The organism is Streptomyces sp. DG1A-41, from assembly GCF_037055355.1.
GTDB lineage: Bacteria > Actinomycetota > Actinomycetes > Streptomycetales > Streptomycetaceae > Streptomyces.
In genome coordinates this window covers 1507616-1522571 of the sequence record NZ_CP146350.1, presented here as the reverse complement: position 1 = coordinate 1522571, position 14956 = coordinate 1507616, and the positions used below count along the sequence as shown (strand labels likewise).

The window sequence follows — 14956 nt, the reverse complement described above, 5'->3', positions numbered from 1 at the left end:
GGTGAGCCCTCCGGTGTCGTACGCGCAGCACCCGGGACGGCCCCGGGGTGGAGTACCAGGCTGCTGTCCGCACCGGGACGGCGTCTTCGTCGATTCGTCAAAGACGCGGGCCTCGCCCACGGCGGTGGAACGCAACAACCCGCCTGCCACGCAAGGGCGTTGTCCGGTACGACGAAGGAGAGACCCTGAGATGGTGGACGCGGCCAAGTGGCGGACGGCACGCGCGGCCGCACCTCGGTGCCGGCCGCTCAGGGGCGTGTGCCATCGGCGTCTCCGTCCAGACGCAACTGGAGCTGGGCGAGCAGCCGGGCGTCGGGGCTCTCCAGGTCCAGCCCCGACACCTGCGTGATCCGGCGCAACCGGTAGCGCAGGCTGTTGGAATGCACCCCCAGCGTGCGCGAAGCGGCGGCCACGTCACCGAAGTGGTCGAGGTAGGCGCGCAGGGTCTCCACCAGGCAACTGCCGCTGTGATCGGCGTCGAACGCCCTCAGCCGGGCCACCGAGGTCCGCGGTGGCAGCGCCACCTCGCGCAGGGCGTCGACGACCTGAAGGATGCCCACCGTGTCCGCGACGTCCTCGCTCCGCGCAACGGTGCGTGGCCCGGCGGCCGCGATGAGCGCCTGGAGGGCCCGCTCGGCCGACCGGCGTGATTCGGGTGCCCGTGCCAGCCCGGGGACCACGTCGCCGAGCCCCACCTTCACCGACGTGCCGATCGTCACCGAAAGCTGTTCGGCCAGCGATTCCCCCAGCCGTGTCACCTGACCGCCGGCCCGCGCCGGTTCGTGCTCCAGCCCGCCCAGCAGCACCAGGATCCTGCCGCCGGCCGGGACCACCACGACGCGGTGGCCCAGAGCCGCGCAGTGCAGGGCCAGCAGCCCGTACAGCCCGGACGGGTCGTCGTCCCCGTGGCGGCCGGACCCGGTTCCCACCGCCAGGACGGCACACGGCTCCCGGGGCGGCAGCGAGGACCGCTCTGCGAGCACCTCGACGGATCCGCGGTCCTCCAGCAGTGCCCGAGCCGCGTCCTCCACCAGGCGGCTGTCCGAGCTGTGGGTGCGGTGATGCAGCAGATGGGCCGCGGCGGCCCGGGCCGCCGCGCGCAGCGTCTCCGAGGCGTTCGGGGACAGCGGGCGGCCGGCGACCGCCGCCACCCAGATCGACCCCAGCGCCTCTCCGCCCGCCCGTACGGCACCGACCAGGCGCTCCGGGTCCTGGCCGTGGGCCGGCCGGTGCAGCACGTCGCCCGCACCCCACAGCGCCTGGAAGAACCCCGCCTCCCGCATCGCCGCCACCCGCCAGGGCGGCACGCGACGGCCGAGGATGGTCAGCCGGCGCATCTCGTCCACGTTCTCCTCGGTGGAGGAGTACGCCAGCACCCGCGACTCCGTGTCCTCGATGGTCACCGAGCCTCCCACCAGGGCGGCCACCGCATCGGCCAGGGAGTCCAGATCGCCCAGGCGCACGCCGCTGGTCGCGGGCATCGGGGGAACGCCCGCCGAGGCCAGCGCCGCCCGCAGCACCCCCACGAGTTGGGCCCAGGTGCACCAGGCGGTACGGAAGAGCACCGCCGTGCCGACCTCCTCCGCGGCTGCCTGCAACGCCCGCGTGGTGGGCTCCGGCCGCCCCGGGCCGAACACCACACCCGCCGCACCCGCTTCACCCGCCCGGCGCACCACGTCGACCGCATGGGCCGAGCGCGGGTCGACGCCGACCGCGAGCAGTAACTCCCGCGGCCTGATCACCGGTTCCAGTGCGTCCAGCACATGGACGCCGGTGACGCTCGTCCGCAGTCCCTCCGGGGCGGTGTGCAACTCCACGGCTCCCGCCCCCACCACGGAGAGCAGGTGCTCCAGCGTCCCCCGGTCCTCGGTGCCCGTGCCCCGGCCCACCGATTCCTCCAGGCCCGTCATGATGCCTCCCCCGTCCCTGCCCGGCCGTGTCGCCTGCCGCCGGCGCCGATCGGAAAACGTATGACATCACGTGCCTTGTCCGCAGTCGAGACGCCCATACGGCACCCGGAGGCACCGACGGCGCGACCACATGGACTTCGCGGACACCCACCCCCTAGTTCATCCGCCCCAGAACGGCCCGCACCCGCCGGACGTCCCGGATCCGCTGCTCGTACGTCGCCCCGAGTGCGAGCAGCAGGAGTCCGGCGAGGGCGGGAGGCGCCCAGCGGGGGAGTGCGCCGGTCACCTGCACGACGTACGGGGCGAGTTCGTGCAGCGCGACCAGGGCGAGCACCGAGCCGCCCAGCACCAGCGGTGCCTGGAGGCGGTGCCGGGCACCCAGCAGGGTGACCAGCAGCGTCGCCGTGCCCAGCAGCAACGGCCGCGTCCAGTGCGGGTCGCCCCAGGCCGCGACGAGACTCGGCACGAGCGTGGCGGCGAGTCCGGGGCCGTACGCCGTCCAGGACGAGGTCTGCGGGTCCCGGCGCCTGCGCAGGGCGCCGATGAGCAGCGCCGGGACGGTCACCGGGAGCGTGTACGCCTCGGGTGTGCCGACCTCCCACGCGTCCAGGCGTACCCAGGCGGCCAGCACGAACAGAGCCGTGGCCGCGTGACCGACGGAACGGCGGTCCGGACGCAGCGCCGTGCCCGCGGTGATGACACCGCACAACGCCAGTACCAGGGCGAGCAGCGGCGGATCGGTGACCGCGAGGCCCACGGCCAGCAGGCCGGCGGCGGCTCCCACGGCCTCGACCGGCACCGTCGACCGGGACCCGGCGAGACGCGGCGCGAGCAGGGCGGCGGCCACGGGAACGGCCAGGACCAGCAGGGCGGTCCGGGCCGGCGGCCAGTCCGCGGCGGCACCGGTCGCCGAGGCCAGGACGGCGGCGTACACGAGGGCGGCCGGAGCCGTGAAGGGGGCGAGGCCCGCCCGCCACGAGGCCGAGGCGAACAGGGCCGTCAGCACGGACAGCACGACCAGCGTCGCGGTCTGGGAGGCGAGGGAGACCAGCGTGAGGTCGACGGCCGTGACCAGGGCCAGGACGAGGGCTGTGATCCGCGCGCCGGACGTCGTGGTCCGGCCCAGGTACAGCACGGCCGCTGTCATGACTCCCAGGACCGACATCCCCGCGAGGTGGGGAACCGCGAGGATCGCCGGGAGCAGCAGCGCCGCGGCCCACAGCAGACCCAGCGCACCGAGCCGGCCCCGCGGGCGCCACTGCTCCGCGCGGACCGCCAGGGTGAGTACGCCCGCGACCGCAAGCAGCACCACGGGAGCCGCCGCCGCGTCCGACGGCCAGGGCGCCTCGACGGCGACCGCCGCACGGATGTCCGACGGTGCACCGCTCCACACACGGCCCAACCAGCCAGGCCCCATCACCACCAGGGCGACGACGGGCAGCGCCCACAGCAGAGCCAGCGCCTGTACGGCGGCGGAGGCGCAGGCGACACCGTGCCGCACCGCGTCCGGCAGCAGTCGCCCGGCCCGCGGCACCGCCAACAGGGCGATACCCAAGGCCAGATGAGCGGGAACCGACCACTCCGCCGGCACCCCGAAGCGAGCCACTCCGCCGAGCGCACCCACGGTGAGCAGCCCCGAGGCCGCCGCGAGACCGAGGGCGTGCCGTACGCCCGAACCCGAGACCCGCCAGGCCGCACCCAGCGCGATCGCCGCCGCGAGCAGGAGCAGCGCCCCGGCGCGGGCGGCGGCGCCCGGGCCGTCGGCCGTCACGGACAGCCAGCCGGCACCCAGAACGCCCCAGCCGCCCGTGCCGTACGCGCCGACGGCCGCGCAGATCCGTACGGAAGCGGCCGTCACCCGCAGCGCCGCCACCGTGTCGAGCCCGGCCGTCACCAGCAGCGCGGCGCTGATCACGTAGGGATCTGCCCCGGCGGACAGGGCCCACAGCAGCAGCGGGAACTGGGCCGCCGCCAGGGCGCAGGGCAGGGGCAGTCGCAGCGCGGCCGTGGCCGGCAGCAGACCGTACGCCGACCAGATCCCCGCCAGCACCGCCGCCGCGGCCGCCGCGTACCCCGTCCCGTCCGTCCCGGGGAGAGCGGCCTCGTGCAGGGCGTAGGCGTCCAGGACGGTCAGAGCGAGGCCCAGCCCCGCCACGGACTCGGCCGTCGAGCGCAGCCCCCGCTTCAGCAGGAGCGCCGGCCCGGCCAGCGCTGCCAGCGTGACCGCGCCGAGCACCAGCGCCCGCCCGGCGATCCCCATGTCACCCCAGCTGACCAGCGTGAACACCGCCGCCGCGAGCGTGAGCAGCACACCGCCGAGCGCCAGCAGCACGTTCTGCACGCTGGGTGCGGCGGCCTCCGGGCGCGGCGGTGCGGCGGGCGGCAGTTGCGCCCCCGCCTGTTGCTGTGTCTGGTGCAGGGTCGCGACCAGCCAGGCGCGACGTGCCAGCAACTGGGCGCGGCGCGACTCCAGTTGCCGGAGCTCGGCGTCGAGGAGCCGCAACTCCTCGGCCGGGGGCGGAAGGTGCGTCATGACCGGCAGTGTGGTCCGCGTCACGCCGTACGGCATGAGTGCGGATACTCAGGCGCGTACTCAGACAGCCCGCACCGAAAGTGGGCAGACTGCGGTCATGGACTGGAACCACTACCGTTTCCGCAGCCTGTGGACCCTGCCCGCGCCGCCCGCCCCCGTGTACGAGGCGCTGGAGCGCGCCGAGGACTACCCCCGGTGGTGGCGCCAGGTCCGGGAGGTGACGCGGCTCGACGACACGACGGGGGTGGTCCGGATCCGCTCCGTCCTGCCGTACGACATGACCTTCACCGCGCGGGAGGTGCGACGTGATTTCGGGGCCGGCGTGCTGGAGATCGCCCTGTCCGGTGACCTGGAGGGCTGCGCGCGCTGGACGCTCACCCCGGACGGGGCGGGGACTCGCGCGCGGTACGACCAGGTCGTCGACGTCCGCAAGCCGCTGCTGCGACGGCTCGCCGTGCCGTGCCGGCCGGCCTTCCGGGCCAATCACCGGCTGATGATGCGCGAGGGCGCGCGCGGACTGGCCAGGCACCTCGCAACGGTTTGAAGGAAACGTGCCGGGGCCTGTATTGTTCAGTGCGTTCCCGGGCGATTAGCTCAGTGGGAGAGCGCTTCGTTCACACCGAAGAGGTCACTGGTTCGAACCCAGTATCGCCCACCGGAAACAGCCGGTCCGTCGCAGACGGACCGGTTTTTTCATGCCCTGTGCGGGCGTCCTGCCCAGGTGCTCAGGCCGCCGCCGGCAGGTCCGGACGCAGCGGCCAGGCCGGATCGACCGCCTCCTCCACGCCGCTGCGCGCGAACCACGCCTGGAGACCCCGGGCCTGCGCCGCGTGCCACACCGCCTGAAGCGTGTGCAGCTCCCCGGGGGCGAGGCGCTCCAGCCGCGACGCGAAACGGCGGCCCACCGCCCGGGTGACCTCCAGCGCCGCCACGGCGTCGGCCGCCGCGTCGTGCGCGCCCTCCAGGGCGACGCCGTAGTGCGCGCACAGATCGGTCAGCGTGCGGCGGCCCTTGCGGTAGCGGTCCAGGTGCTTGTCCAGCACCCTCGGGTCGAGCACGAACAGCGGCGCCGACTCGAACCAGCGGCTCAGGGCCGAGGCGCGATGGCGGCGCAACTCCCGGTCGAGCAGGGTCAGATCGAACGGCGCGTTCATCACCACGACCGGGCGGCCGACGTGCGCCTGCTCGGCGAGCGCCTCCGCTATCTCGAACATCACCGGCGCCGGCCAGCGGCCGTTGCGCTGGAGGTGTTCCTCCGTCAGCCCGTGCACCGCCGTCGCCTCGGCGGGCACCGGCACGCCCGGGTTCACCAGCCAGCGGCTGACCCGCGGCCGGACGCCCGGGGCGTCCTGGACGACGACGGCGGCCGACACGATGCGGTCGGTCTCGACGTCCACGCCCGTCGTCTCCGTGTCGAAAGCGGCCAATGGCCCCTCGTACCAGCACGTCGTCATGGCCCACAACCCCTCGTTCAACTTCGGCAGCTGACGCACCGTCCGCTGCCCGATTCGGTGATACCCGGGCTGTTTGCGCCGTACGCCGAAAGGAGACAACAGGAGTACGGGTCCGCGCAGTTCAGCGGCCCGCAGCGGGGACTCACTTGTTCTGGAAGGCTGTTGGCCATGGCCATAGCGCAGCCCGAACGGGGCGGGCTGCTGCCCGAGCGCACGGCCCCCTCTCGCGGCACTCTCGCCACCACCGCCTGCATGGAGACACTCCAGGTCGGCTATCTGCACGCCGTCGCGGCGGCCGCCGGCTGCTCGCTCTCCCAGCCGTTCCCCGACAGCGGCATCGACTGGCACGTCAGCCACAGCGCCCCCGGGCACACGGTCGACGACGAGGTCACCATCAAGGTGCAGCTCAAGGCCACGTACCAGGTGCCGCCCAACCCACCGGGCCGCACCTTCGCCTTCACGCTCGACAACGACCACCTGGCGAAGCTCGCCCGCACACCCGTGTCGGTGCACAAGATCCTGGTCGTGATGCTGGTGCCGCGCGCCCAGGACGACTGGCTGCGCGCCGGCCACGACCGGCTCGACCTCAGGCACTGCTGCTACTGGACCAACCTCGCCGGCCAGCCGATCACCGGCCGCCGCCGCACCACCGTGCGGATACCGACTTCACGCATCTTCGACGACCGGGCGCTGTGCGAGATCATGACGCGGGTCGGGACGGGAGGGAAACCGTGACGCACCGCCCGACCGAGGAGCCGCTGAGGCAGGCGCGACCCCATCCCGTCGACCCGACGGGATGGAACGGCCGCCCGCCCGAGCCCGTGGACGTCGACCCGGCCGTGCTCAGCGCCCTGCTCCGCCGGCACGGCTGGCAGCGCCGCGGCGGCGCCCCGGGACGCTACGGCCGCTGGACTCCGCCCGGCCCCGGCGGCACCGGCATCAGCCTCCTCGTGCCTGAGAGCCGCGCCTTCCCCGACAGCGACGACCTGCTCGGCGAGGCCCTGCTCGCCCTGTCCCGCAGCGGCTCGCCCTCCGCCCGCGAGGTCCTCGTCTCGCTCGCCGTCCCCAGCGACGAGGTCCGCTGGTGGCACGACGTCCCCGCCGGGCCCGCCGGTGCGGCGCCCTGGACCGTCGAGGACCGGCTGCGCACCGCCGCCCGCCGGATGCTGCTCGCGGCGGCACTCGCCACGCGCGCCCGGGCCGGCTACCACGGCGCCCGGCACCGGCGCTCCGCCGCCGCGTCCCTGGACAACGTCCTCGTCGGCTCCGCGACGGACGGCCGGCTCACGGCCTTCGTGCCCGTCGCCGAGGGCCGCCCGCTGGCCGTCTGCCTCCACCAGGCCCTGCACGCCGCCCGCGAGGCCATCGACTACCAGCGCGCCACCGGCGGCATGGACGCCTTCGACGCCGCGGTCGAGGCAGGGGTGAGCCACGAGCTCACCGAGGCCCTCATCGCCCTGGTCCGGGGCACGGAGGGCTCCCGGATCGCCGTCGAGTGGGCCCCGGCCGCCGGCGTGCCCGAGGGCTGCGCACCCTCCGCCGAGCCCGTCGAGTTCTCACCCGGCGACCTGCCCGTGCTGCGCGAGGCGGGCGCCCGCTACCTCCGCGAGGAACCCTCCGTACCGGTACGGATCACGGGAGCGGTGGTCCGGATGCGCAGGTCGGGGCCGCTCGGCGAGGGCACCGTACGGCTGCGGGTGCTCGCCGGGGCCGACGTACCCAACGTCCGGATCACCCTCGACGAGGAGGCCTACCGGATCGCCGGGCACGCCCACCTCGTCGGACTGCCGGTGCGGGTCCAGGGGCGGCTGGAGAGCCGGGGCGGCTTCCGGCGCCTCACCGGCGCCCACGGCGTCGTGCCGGTGCAGGTCGACGACGCCGAGCGGGACCGCCTCATGAAGGCGCTCCAGGAGAACGCCGGGATGGCGGCCTTCTTCGAGGAGGCCTGCGGAGGGGACTGCGGGGACTGATTTCGCGGTCGGCGGTCCGGGGTCGGTACGATCCATACTCGTGCGCGCGCTCCGGTATGGCGCCGCGACCCCACCTTCAGTCAGGAGAGACCGGTGTCAGACGTCCGTGTGATCATCCAGCGCGATTCCGAGCGGGAAGAACGCGTGGTGACGACGGGCACTACGGCCGCCGAGCTCTTCGCCGGCGAGCGCTCGATCATCGCCGCGCGCGTGGGCGGCGAACTCAGGGACCTGTCGTACGCCCTGTCCGAGGGCGACGAGGTCGAGGGCGTCGAGATCTCCTCCGAGGACGGCCTGAACATCCTGCGCCACTCCACCGCGCACGTCATGGCGCAGGCCGTGCAGGAGCTCTTCCCCGAGGCCAAGCTCGGCATCGGCCCGCCCGTCAGGGACGGCTTCTACTACGACTTCGATGTCGAGAAGCCGTTCACGCCCGAGGATCTCAAGGCCATCGAGAAGAAGATGCAGGAGATCCAGAAGCGGGGGCAGAAGTTCGCCCGCCGCGTGGTCTCCGACGAGGCCGCCCGCGAGGAACTGGCCGGTGAGCCGTACAAGCTGGAGCTGATCGGCCTCAAGGGCTCCGCCTCCTCCGACGACGGCGCGGACGTCGAGGTCGGCGCCGGTGAGCTGACGATCTACGACAACCTGGACGCCAAGACCGGCGAGCTGTGCTGGAAGGACCTCTGCCGCGGTCCCCACCTGCCGTCGACCCGTGCGATCCCGGCGTTCAAGCTGATGCGCAACGCGGCCGCCTACTGGCGCGGCAGCGAGAAGAACCCCATGCTCCAGCGCATCTACGGCACCGCCTGGCCGACCAAGGACGAGCTGAAGCAGTACCTGGAGTTCCTCGCCGAGGCCGAGAAGCGCGACCACCGCAAGCTCGGCAGCGAGCTCGACCTGTTCTCCATCCCGGAACAGATCGGCTCCGGCCTCGCCGTCTTCCACCCCAAGGGCGGCGTCATCCGCCGGGTCATGGAGGACTACTCGCGCCGCCGCCACGAGGAGGAGGGCTACGAGTTCGTCTACACCCCGCACGCCACCAAGGGGAAGCTCTTCGAGACCTCGGGCCACCTGGACTGGTACGCCGACGGCATGTACCCGCCCATGCAGCTCGACGAGGGCGTGGACTACTACCTCAAGCCCATGAACTGCCCGATGCACAACCTGATCTTCGACGCGCGCGGGCGCTCCTACCGTGAGCTGCCGCTGCGCCTGTTCGAGTTCGGGACGGTGTACCGGTACGAGAAGTCCGGCGTCGTGCACGGCCTGACCCGCGCCCGCGGCTTCACCCAGGACGACGCGCACATCTACTGCACCCGCGAGCAGATGTCGGAGGAGCTCGACAAGACGCTCACCTTCGTCCTCGGCCTGCTGCGCGACTACGGCCTGACCGACTTCTACCTGGAGCTGTCCACCAAGGACCCGGAGAAGTTCGTCGGCTCGGACGAGGCCTGGGAGGAGGCCACGGAAACCCTCCGCCAGGTCGCCGAGAAGCAGGGCCTGCCCCTCGTCCCCGACCCGGGCGGCGCCGCCTTCTACGGGCCGAAGATCTCCGTCCAGACCAAGGACGCCATCGGCCGCACCTGGCAGATGTCGACCATCCAGCTCGACTTCAACCTGCCGGAGCGCTTCGACCTGGAGTACACCGGCCCGGACGGCGCCAAGCAGCGCCCGGTCATGATCCACCGCGCGCTGTTCGGCTCGATCGAGCGCTTCTTCGCGGTGCTCCTGGAGCACTACGCGGGTGCCTTCCCGGCGTGGCTCGCCCCGGTCCAGGCGGTCGGCATCCCGATCGGCGACGCGCACGTCGAGTACCTGGAGAAGTTCGCGGCGGCGGCCAAGAAGAAGGGCCTGCGCGTCGAGGTGGACTCCTCCTCGGACCGGATGCAGAAGAAGATCCGCAACGCCCAGAAGCAGAAGGTGCCCTTCATGGTCATCGCGGGCGACGAGGACATGTCCCACGGGTCCGTGTCCTTCCGTTACCGTGACGGCTCCCAGGAGAACGGCATCCCGTTCGACGAGGCCATCGCGAAGATCGTGAAGGTCGTCGAGGAGCGGGCGCAGGTCTGACCGCACGGCGTCACCGCGCCCTGACCGAACCGCGTACGGGCCCTCGGGAGACCCCGGGGGCCTTTGCCGTAGCCCCAGCTCGACGCCATATGCTGCACTGCATGACGAGTGAGCCGGAGCAGCAGCTGGGAGTGGGGACGCAGGACGCGTTCCAGCGTCTGTGGACGCCCCATCGGATGGCCTACATCCAGGGGGAGAACAAGCCGAGCGGCCCGGGCGCCGGCGACGGCTGCCCCTTCTGCTCGATCCCGGCCAAGTCCGACGAGGACGGGCTGGTCGTCAAGCGCGGTGAGCAGGTCTACGCCGTGCTCAACCTGTACCCGTACAACGGCGGGCACCTGATGACCGTGCCCTACCGGCACGTCGCCGACTACACCGACCTCACGGCGGGGGAGACCGCCGAGCTCGGCGAACTCACCAAGCAGGCGATGACGGCCCTGCGCGCGGCCTCCGGCGCACACGGCTTCAACATCGGCATGAACCAGGGCTCGGTCGCCGGCGCGGGCATCGCGGCGCACCTGCACCAGCACATCGTGCCGAGGTGGGGTGGCGACACGAACTTCATGCCGGTGGTGGGGCACACGCGGGTGCTGCCGCAACTGCTGGCGGACACGAGGAAGATGCTGGCGGAGGCCTGGCCGACGGCTTAGCCTGCGGCGCCTGGCCCGCGGGCAGTCGTGCCGCTGGGGGCGGCAGGGTGGGCGCAGGCGGTACCTCGCAGCGCCGAGTTGCGCGCCCACCCCGCCCCAGCCGCAACCCAGGGCACTTCAAAGCTAGGCGTCGTACACATCCGCCTTCTTCGGCGAAGCCTCCTGCACCGCCCCACTGAGCGCCGCCGACCGCGACCCGAACTTCTCCACGTCCACCCCGTTCTCCCGCAGCACCTTCAACGCCGCCGCATGCACCACACGAAGCACGGGCGTCGCAGCCCGAAGCGCATCGTCCGCCATGAACCGATGCCGCCACGGCTGGTCCGCCCACGCGTGCCGCAGACCGAACGGCTCAGGAAGCGTCAGGGTGCCGCCGAGCCAGTTCAGCAGCGGCGGATACCAGGTCAGCGGGGCGCGCGCGGCCAGCCGTACCACCTCGTCGGCGTCGATCAGGGGCAGCTTCACGGTGCGGGTCTCCCAGAACCGGAGAGCCTTCTGCACCGACTTCTCCTTGGCCGCGGGCTTCTCGTTGAACAGGGAGTTGACCGGCCCCAGCGCGTGCCCGGTGACCTCGATGCGCAGGGTGTCGTGCAGCACTGTCACCGTGATCAGCATCGTGATCACCAGATGGCCGTCCCAGAGGGTCCACTGCACGCCGAGGTAGTGCCGGTCGCCGCTGCCGAACTGCTGCTTGTTGCAGATGTCCTGTATGGCGTGCGTCCGGACCGTGTACGCGTCGACGTCCGTACCGCTCGGCCGGGACACCTCCGTCGCCTTCTCGCCGACCGGTGTGACGATCCAGTGCGTGATGGACGGCTTGGGGAAGCCGCCGGTGTTGATGGACGTGCGCTCCAGCATGCCCAGGCCGCCCTGGATCGCCACGATGACGTCCCAGCTGCGGAAGGGGTGGAAGTCCTTGCCCGGCTCGGCGGACACCAGTTCCTCGGCCAGCTGCCAGCTGCCCCACCGCGTGCCCATGCCGAGTATGCCCTTGGGCCCGGCGTAGAAGACCGAGTTGGACCGCTGCTCGGCGCTCAGGCGCGCCAGCTCCTTGCGGATCTGCTCGGCCGCGTCGCCGGGGTTGCCCGGAACAGCCTCGGGGATCTTGGCGCCCACGCCGCCGCCCGCCAGCATGCTCGACCAGCGCTCCCGCAGGTCGAGGGCCGTCCGCTCGCAGATGTACTTGGCCCAGAACCAGCCGATGACCGGCATGATGATCGCCGCCCGCCCGTACCAGGCCCAGAAGCCCGTGAACGGCGTGCGGATCAGGAACAGCACGGCGAGCGCGGCCACCGCCACCAGCAGGGTCGTGGCGAGGGCGCCGGCGCGCTTGTCCTCGCGCTTGGCCATGGTGGTGCGCAGGGTGAACACCAGCAGCCACATGAGGAAGCCCGGCAGGAAGAGCACTCCGCAGATCACCGTGATCGCCGAGAGCCGGTTGTCGCGGTCGCGGCGGATGCGGTGGGCCGCCAGGCAGTGCTCCACGACGACCTGGGGCTCGATGCCGAAGGACTGGATGACCGGCTTGCGCCCGGCGCCGAGCATGCGATCGATGACGGCGCGGGAGAACGCCTCGCCGAAATTGGGGCGGAAGATCTTCGCCCAGGAGCGCGGTGGGGTCACCTTCGACTGATGCCACTCGTTGTCGGCGCTGAGGATCTTGGTGACCTCGTCGTCCCGGTAGGCCGCCGCGGCCAGCCCGTAGGTCGCCGCCGTCTGACCAGCCGAACCCGCCAGAGGCACCTGGGCCCCTGGGCTGAAGTCAAATCCGTCCGTCACTGCCGCCCCCATCGCCGCCGCTTCCGCATCAAGCGGCCTTCCCGACTTCCGCGCTCCGCACACCTGTTGATCAGGTCATCAGCGTATCCGCAGGCACCGACATCCGTCGGCGGGCGGTCCCTGGAACCGCCCGCCTGCGCGCAAGGAAACCTCACGAGGGTCACTTGGCCCCCTTGGGCCCCAACTAGGAGGCCTTGCGCTCCTCTTCACGGATCCGGTCCGCGACCTGCTGCGGCATCGGCTCGTGCCGCGCGTACCGGCGGCCGAAGCGTGCCGTGCCGTGCGTCATCGACCGCAGGTCGATCGCGTAGCGGCCGATCTCGATCTCCGGCACTTCGGCCCGGATCAGGGTGCGCCCGCCGGGCGTCTGCTCGGTGCCGAGCACCCGGCCGCGCCGCCCCGACAGGTCGCTCATCACGGCGCCCACGAAGTCGTCGCCGGTCAGCACCGACACCTCGGCCACCGGCTCCAGCAGATGGATCCTCGCGTCGGCCGCGGCCTCCCGCAGCGCGAGCGCGCCGGCCGTCTGGAACGCGGCGTCGGAGGAGTCCACCGAGTGCGCCTTGCCGTCCAGCAGGGTCACGCGTACGTCGATGAGCGGATACCCGGCGGCGACACCCTTGGCGGCCTGGGCCCGTACGCCCTTCTCCACCGACGGGATGAACTGCCGGGGCACCGCGCCGCCGACGACCTTGTCCACGAACTCGATGCCCGAGCCCCCCGGCAGCGGCTCCACCTCGATCTCGCAGATGGCGAACTGCCCGTGCCCGCCGGACTGTTTGACGTGCCGACCGCGCCCGGCCGCCTTGGTCGCGAACGTCTCGCGCAGGGACACCTTGTGCGGCACGACGTCGACCTGGACGCCGTAGCGGCTGCGCAGCCGCTCCAGGGCGACGTCCGCGTGTGCCTCGCCCAGGCACCACAGGACCACCTGGTGGGTGTCCTGGTTCTGTTCGAGCCGCATGGTCGGGTCCTCGGCGACCAGCCTGGCCAGGCCCTGCGAGAGCTTGTCCTCGTCCGGCTTGCTGTGCGCCTGGATGGCCAGCGGCAGCAATGGGTCGGGCATCTGCCACGGCTCCATGAGCAGCGGGTCGTCCTTGGCGGACAGGGTGTCCCCGGTCTCGGCGCGGCTGAGCTTGGCCACGCACGCCAGGTCGCCCGCGATGACGTGCGACACCGGGCGCTGCTGTTTGCCGAACGGCGTGGACAGGGCGCCTATCCGCTCGTCGACGTCGTGGTCCTCGTGCCCGCGGTCGGCCAGGCCGTGCCCCGAGACGTGGACCGTCTGGTCGGCGCGCAGAGTGCCGGAGAACACGCGGATCAGCGACAGCCGGCCGACGTACGGGTCGGAGGAGGTCTTCACGACCTCCGCGACCAGCGGCGCGTCCGGGTCGCACGGCTCGAGCTCGCGCGGCTTGCCGTCGATCGTCGTCACCCGCACCGTCTCGTGCTCCAGCGGTGTCGGGAAGCCCCGGGTGATCAGCTCCAGCAGCTCCACCGTGCCGAGCCCCTGCCGGGAGCCCTCGGCCGCGGGGGCGGCGGCCAGGACGGGGAAGAAGACACCGCGTGCGACGGCCCGCTCCAGGTCCTCGATCAGGGTCTTGACTTCGACCGGTTCCCCGCCGAGGTAGCGGTCCATGAGGGTCTCGTCCTCGCTCTCCGAGATGATCCCCTCGATCAGCCGGTTGCGGGCCTCCTCGATCAGCGGCAGCTGGTCCTCGCCCGGCTCCGACTCCTTGCGCTCGCCGGTCGAGTAGTCGAACAGCTTCTGCGACAGCAGCCCGATCAGGCCGGTCACGGGAGCGTGCCCGTCCGGCGCCTGCGGGCCGTGCAGCGGCAGGTAGAGCGGCAGGACCGCGTCGGGGTCGTCCGCGCCGAAGGCCTCCGCGCAGATCCGGGTCATCTCCTCGAAGTCGGCGCGCGCCGCCTCCAGGTGCGTGACGACGATGGCCCGTGGCATGCCCACGGCCGCGCACTCCTCCCACACCATGCGGGTCGAGCCGTCCACGCCGTCCGAGGCCGAGACGACGAAGAGGGCCGCGTCCGCCGCGCGCAGACCGGCCCTGAGCTCACCGACGAAGTCGGCGTATCCGGGGGTGTCGAGGAGATTGACCTTGATGCCGTCCCACTCGACGGGTACCAGGGAGAGCTGCACCGAGCGCTGCTGCCGGTGCTCGATGTCGTCGTAGTCGGAGACGGTGCCGCCGTCCTCCACGCGGCCCGCCCGGTTGACTGCCCCCGCCGTGAGCGCGAGGGCTTCCACCAACGTGGTCTTGCCCGATCCGGAGTGGCCGACCAGCACCACATTCCGTACGGACTGGGGGTGGTCGGCCGCCTGTGCCCTGCCGGCGGCCCCAGGGTGTGTCTGTGCCTTGTCGCCCATGATCCTGCCTCCCGTGCACGGTGAGGTCACTGTGGGCGCGGACACGCGGGATCCGCGTGCGGTGCGGCTCCGGCGACGCCCGCGGTTATTCGAGCTTTCCACTCCCGTCATGGTGCGTCCATACGAAGGACGTGATCGCGCCCCGTCCCGCGCGCCGGTGCGCCGTGACACGGGCCTCGGGTCCCGCCCGTCGCCCGCACGCGCGCG

Annotated in this window: 10 protein-coding genes and 1 tRNA gene; 6 read left to right on the top strand and 5 right to left on the bottom strand. The window is 72.4% G+C overall.

The window, feature by feature from the left end; genetic code table 11:
• Positions 1-248 precede the first annotated feature (248 nt).
• Positions 249-1910, bottom strand: coding sequence for a helix-turn-helix domain-containing protein (locus tag V8690_RS07155; RefSeq protein WP_338776593.1), 1662 nt, complete (start codon positions 1908-1910; stop codon positions 249-251).
• Positions 1911-2064: 154 nt separating this feature from the next.
• The gene (locus tag V8690_RS07150) at positions 2065-4479 is read right to left on the bottom strand and encodes a hypothetical protein (RefSeq protein ID WP_338776590.1); all 2415 of its coding nucleotides are present in this window, start codon (positions 4477-4479) and stop codon (positions 2065-2067) included.
• A gap of 61 nt (positions 4480-4540) precedes the next feature.
• Here V8690_RS07150 and V8690_RS07145 point away from each other — a divergent pair, with 61 nt between their 5' ends.
• Together V8690_RS07145 and V8690_RS07140 are read left to right on the top strand one after the other, a co-directional pair.
• Positions 4541-4987, top strand: a complete 447-nt coding sequence (locus V8690_RS07145; protein ID WP_338776587.1) for an SRPBCC family protein — start codon at positions 4541-4543, stop codon at positions 4985-4987.
• A 39-nt stretch (positions 4988-5026) separates the two neighbouring features.
• A tRNA-Val gene (locus V8690_RS07140) sits at positions 5027-5098 on the top strand.
• 70 nt (positions 5099-5168) lie between these two features.
• Here V8690_RS07140 and V8690_RS07135 read toward each other — a convergent pair.
• Positions 5169-5897, bottom strand: coding sequence for a 3'-5' exonuclease (locus V8690_RS07135; protein ID WP_338776585.1), 729 nt, complete (start codon positions 5895-5897; stop codon positions 5169-5171).
• Between the two features lie 168 nt (positions 5898-6065).
• On the opposite strand from V8690_RS07135, the gene V8690_RS07130 reads away from it, so the two are divergent.
• The 4 genes from V8690_RS07130 to V8690_RS07115 all read left to right on the top strand — a co-directional run bounded on the left by V8690_RS07130 (position 6066) and on the right by V8690_RS07115 (position 10587).
• Positions 6066-6632 carry a DUF4365 domain-containing protein gene (locus tag V8690_RS07130; protein ID WP_338776583.1) on the top strand — a complete coding sequence of 189 codons (567 nt, stop codon included), beginning with the start codon at positions 6066-6068 and terminating at the stop codon, positions 6630-6632.
• The gene (locus V8690_RS07125) at positions 6629-7867 is read left to right on the top strand and encodes a hypothetical protein (RefSeq protein ID WP_338776581.1); all 1239 of its coding nucleotides are present in this window, start codon (positions 6629-6631) and stop codon (positions 7865-7867) included. Before V8690_RS07130 ends, V8690_RS07125 begins: the two co-directional genes overlap by 4 nt.
• A 93-nt stretch (positions 7868-7960) precedes the next feature.
• A complete protein-coding gene (thrS, locus tag V8690_RS07120; protein WP_338776579.1) occupies positions 7961-9937 on the top strand; it encodes a threonine--tRNA ligase in 1977 nt (658 codons plus the stop codon).
• 89 nt (positions 9938-10026) lie between these two features.
• On the top strand, positions 10027-10587 hold the full coding sequence (locus V8690_RS07115) for an HIT domain-containing protein (protein ID WP_338776577.1): 561 nt from the start codon (positions 10027-10029) through the stop codon (positions 10585-10587).
• A 123-nt stretch (positions 10588-10710) separates the two neighbouring features.
• Here V8690_RS07115 and V8690_RS07110 read toward each other — a convergent pair whose 3' ends face one another.
• Complete coding sequence (locus V8690_RS07110) at positions 10711-12378, bottom strand: hypothetical protein (RefSeq protein WP_338776576.1); 1668 nt, start codon at positions 12376-12378, stop codon at positions 10711-10713.
• Between the two features lie 172 nt (positions 12379-12550).
• A complete protein-coding gene (locus V8690_RS07105; RefSeq protein WP_338776574.1) occupies positions 12551-14749 on the bottom strand; it encodes an elongation factor G-like protein EF-G2 in 2199 nt (732 codons plus the stop codon).
• Positions 14750-14956: the final 207 nt, after the last annotated feature.